General features: G+C 42.6%; 2 protein-coding genes. Both read left to right on the top strand.

Annotated features, from left to right (window positions below; all coding sequences use genetic code 11):
* Positions 1 to 1,377: transglycosylase domain-containing protein (locus IQ229_RS17915; protein WP_194046023.1), on the top strand; the 1,377-nt coding region annotated here is incomplete at its 5' end.
* Between the two features lie 353 nt (positions 1,378 to 1,730).
* A complete protein-coding gene (locus IQ229_RS17920) occupies positions 1,731 to 3,407 on the top strand; it encodes an alpha-keto acid decarboxylase family protein (protein WP_194046025.1) in 1,677 nt (558 codons plus the stop codon).
* The last annotated feature ends 301 nt before the right edge of the window (positions 3,408 to 3,708 follow it).

Below are 3,708 nucleotides of genomic sequence, written 5' to 3' on the forward strand. Positions count from 1 at the left end.
ATTTTAGAAATGTACCTCAATCAAGTGTACTGGGGTCACAATAACTATGGTGTCCAAACCGCAGCCCGAACTTACTTTGACAAATCAGCAGCAAATTTGACTCTGGGCGAATCTGCAATGATGGCGGGTTTAATCCAAGCGCCAGAGGAATTTAGCCCGTTTGTGAACATGAAACTGGCAAAACAAAAACAAAAAGAAGTGCTGGGACGGATGTTGGCAATGAAATGGATTAGCCAGCAAGAATATAATGATGCTCTCCAGCAAGAAATCAAACTTGGCAAAATCAGGTCATTTCAAGGTAGTGCCCTTCCTTATGTAACCAATACCGTAGCTCAGGAAATAATTAAAAAGTTTGGGCGTGATGCCTTGCTCAAAGGTGGAATGCGGGTACAAACTACAGTAGATGCCAGCTTCCAACTAATGGCAGAAGAAGCTATTAAGGAGTGGCATAAAACCCTAGAAGGGCAAGGCTTACATAAAAATCAAATGGCTTTAGTAGCTATCGATCCCCGGACGCACTTTATCAAAGCTTTAGTGGGTGGTATAGATTCAAAAAGGAGTGAATTTAACCGGGCAACTCAAGCGCAGCGTCAACCTGGATCTGCTTTTAAGCCATTTGTTTACTATACTGCTTTTGCTAGTGGTAAGTTTACACCAAGTACAACGGTAATTGATGCTCCAGTTAGCTATCAAGATGGTGATGGTTGGTACTATCCACGGAACTACGATGGTGGCTTTATGGGCGCAATGCCGATTCGTACTGCCTTAGCATTATCTCGTAATGTGCCTGCGGTTAAGATTGGCAAAGCTGTGGGAATGAATACAGTCATCGACACCTGCCGTACCTTGGGGATAAACAGTCCAATGGTTGCCGTAAGTTCTTTACCATTAGGCGCAATTGGTGTAACACCACTGGAAATGGCTAGTGCTTATGCCACCTTGGCTAATTATGGCTGGCAATCACCTCCAACAGCTATTGCCCGTGTTACTGATAGTAGTGGCAATGTATTGTTAGACAATACTCCTAAACCTCAGCTAGTTCTTGACCCTTGGGCATCAGCCTCATTATTAGATGTGATGCAATCGGTAGTTACTGATGGTACTGGTAAAGGTGCTGCACTAGATAGACCAGTTGCAGGTAAAACGGGTACAACTTCTTCCGAAAAGGACATTTGGTTTATTGGTTCTGTACCCCAGTTAACAACTGCTATTTGGGTAGGAAGAGATGATAACAAACAATTAGCCAGTGGTGCCACAGGTGGAGGTATGGTTACTCCCGTCTGGCGTGATTTTATGCAGAAGGCGCTTAAGGATGTACCAGTCATGAAATTTAAACCGCCTTCTGAATTTCCTCGGCCTAAGCCAGTTAAAATATAGGACTCCTATTTGATTTTTGAAATTGACAAATCGTCATGCAAAAGAGCCAAGCCACAGGCTGAAGCTCTTGAGAATTTGATTTAGAAACTGATAGAAATGATCATAACTGCGGCACTCGCTATAGATTCAGCGGCAAGCAACAATAGAAGAACTCAAACAGGAAATAGAGAAACTGCGTCTCAGTAGAGACTTGGATAGCAAAACCTCATCAAAACCAAATAAGTAATTTAGCGATCGCACCTTTTTTGTCCGACCTCACAAAATCGCGTTGCTCCCTATTAGCTCTTACTTCAGAGATACGCATCTAAGTTAAAGTTTTCATACCCTAAAGGGGTAAAATTTTGGCTCGGACAATGGCAAAGTTTACTGTTAGCGACTACTTATTGCTTCGTCTGGAGCAAATCGGCATCAAGCATATCTTTGGCGTTGCTGGAGACTACAATATGGAGTTTCTCGACTATATTGTTAACCACAATGGCATCGAGTTAATTTCTACTTGCAACGAACTTAACGCATCCTATGCTGCCGATGGTTATGGTCGGCTCAATGGTATTGCAGCGTTAGTAACTACATTTGGTGTTGGTGAACTCAGTGCTATTAATGGTGTCGCTGGCGCTTATGCTGAACACGTTCCTGTTGTAGCGATTACTGGTGCTCCTGCAACTAAAATTCAAGCTCTTGGTTCACTTGTTCATCATACGCTTGGTACTGGTGATTTCTCAATATTTGCCCGAATGTATGAACAGGTAACGGCGGCTCAAGCATATTTAACAAACGAAAATGCAACAACGGAAATTGACAGAGTTTTAGGTATCTGTTTGCTGAAGAAGTTACCTGTTTATATTTCCATACCTATGGATGTTGCTCTGGCTGAGGTGTCTGCACCGTCTGATTTCTTTATAGCCCCTGTATTTCAGAGTGATGGCGCTACAATAGCCGAAATAGTTGATGTCTGTGTAAACATACTGGAAAATGCTTCCCAACCTGTGATTCTTGCTGATATTGGTGTAGCTCGCTATCACTTGCATGAACAATTGCGAGAACTGCTAACAGCTACCGGATATCCTTATGCCACGATGAACATGGGAAAAGGATTGCTAGAAGAAACCCATCCCCAATTCATCGGTATATATAATGGTGCTGCCAGTGAGGAATCTGTCAGAAAACGTATTGAGCAGGCAGATTGTGTTTTAACTATTGGTGCTTTGATGACTGATTTCAACACAGGCAAGTTTTCTGCCAAACTCGATCCCAGCCAAACTATTGAAGTGCATGGGCATTATGTAAAAGTTAAACATGCTTTGTACAACAATGTCGCTATGGCAGATGTGCTTTCTGCTTTAAGCCAACGGTTGCAGCACCGCGATCCTCAAACGCTAAACTTCAAATCAGCAACAGAGAATTTAGATGCTGGTTTTATAACGCCTCTCGATGGTGGCTCTTCGGCACCGATTACGCAGCAGTATTTTTGGCATAGATTTGCTCATTTTCTCCAAGAAGATGACATTATCGTTGCTGAGACTGGAACTTGTTTGTTTGGCGCTTCTATCGTTCCTTTACCAAAAGGAGCTACTTTCGTTGGGCAAGTACTTTGGGGATCTATTGGTTACTCTGTTGGTTCATTACTTGGTTGTGCGTTGGCGAAGCCCACCGCAGGTATCGCCGCATCACAACGTCGCTCTATTCTACTGGTTGGTGACGGGTCTTTCCAAATGACTGCACAAGAACTTTCAACCATCTTACGCTATAATCTAAAACCGATTATTTTTTTGCTCAACAATGATGGATATACTATAGAGCGTGATATTCACGGTGAACGTATGCCCTATAACGACATTCAACCTTGGAATTATCATCAGCTCCCTGAGGTTTTCGCTGGCAATGGCTGGGGAATTAAAGTTAGTACCGAATCCCAGTTAGACAAAGCATTACAAACAGCTCAACAAAACCATGACCAACTTGCTTTTATTGAGGTTGTCATGGATAAAATGGACAGCCCAGAGGTTCTATTGAAAATGTTACAGCAATAAAGCAACATACTGCCTCGTCAATTCGGTATTTACTCAGGATGAATAAATTGTTGACCGTACAACAGCATTTTTGAAGCAATCAATCAAGCCCGTAGTGAGCATGATCTGCGATCGCAAGTCGTGCCAAAAATTGGTGAGTATTTTGATGAGTTCGTAGTAAGCACTTCAGTGCTTAAAAATCCAGAGCTAAAGTCCTTACTACGAACTTTTTTACCCTTCGCTTGGGTTTGGCTACGCCCACGCAAAGCGGGATAATTTGGGCAGATTACAAACGGCGTTATACATTAATAAGTGTATCTGC

It is taken from the genome of Nostoc cf. edaphicum LEGE 07299 (genome assembly GCF_015207245.1).
GTDB lineage: Bacteria > Cyanobacteriota > Cyanobacteriia > Cyanobacteriales > Nostocaceae > Nostoc > Nostoc edaphicum_B.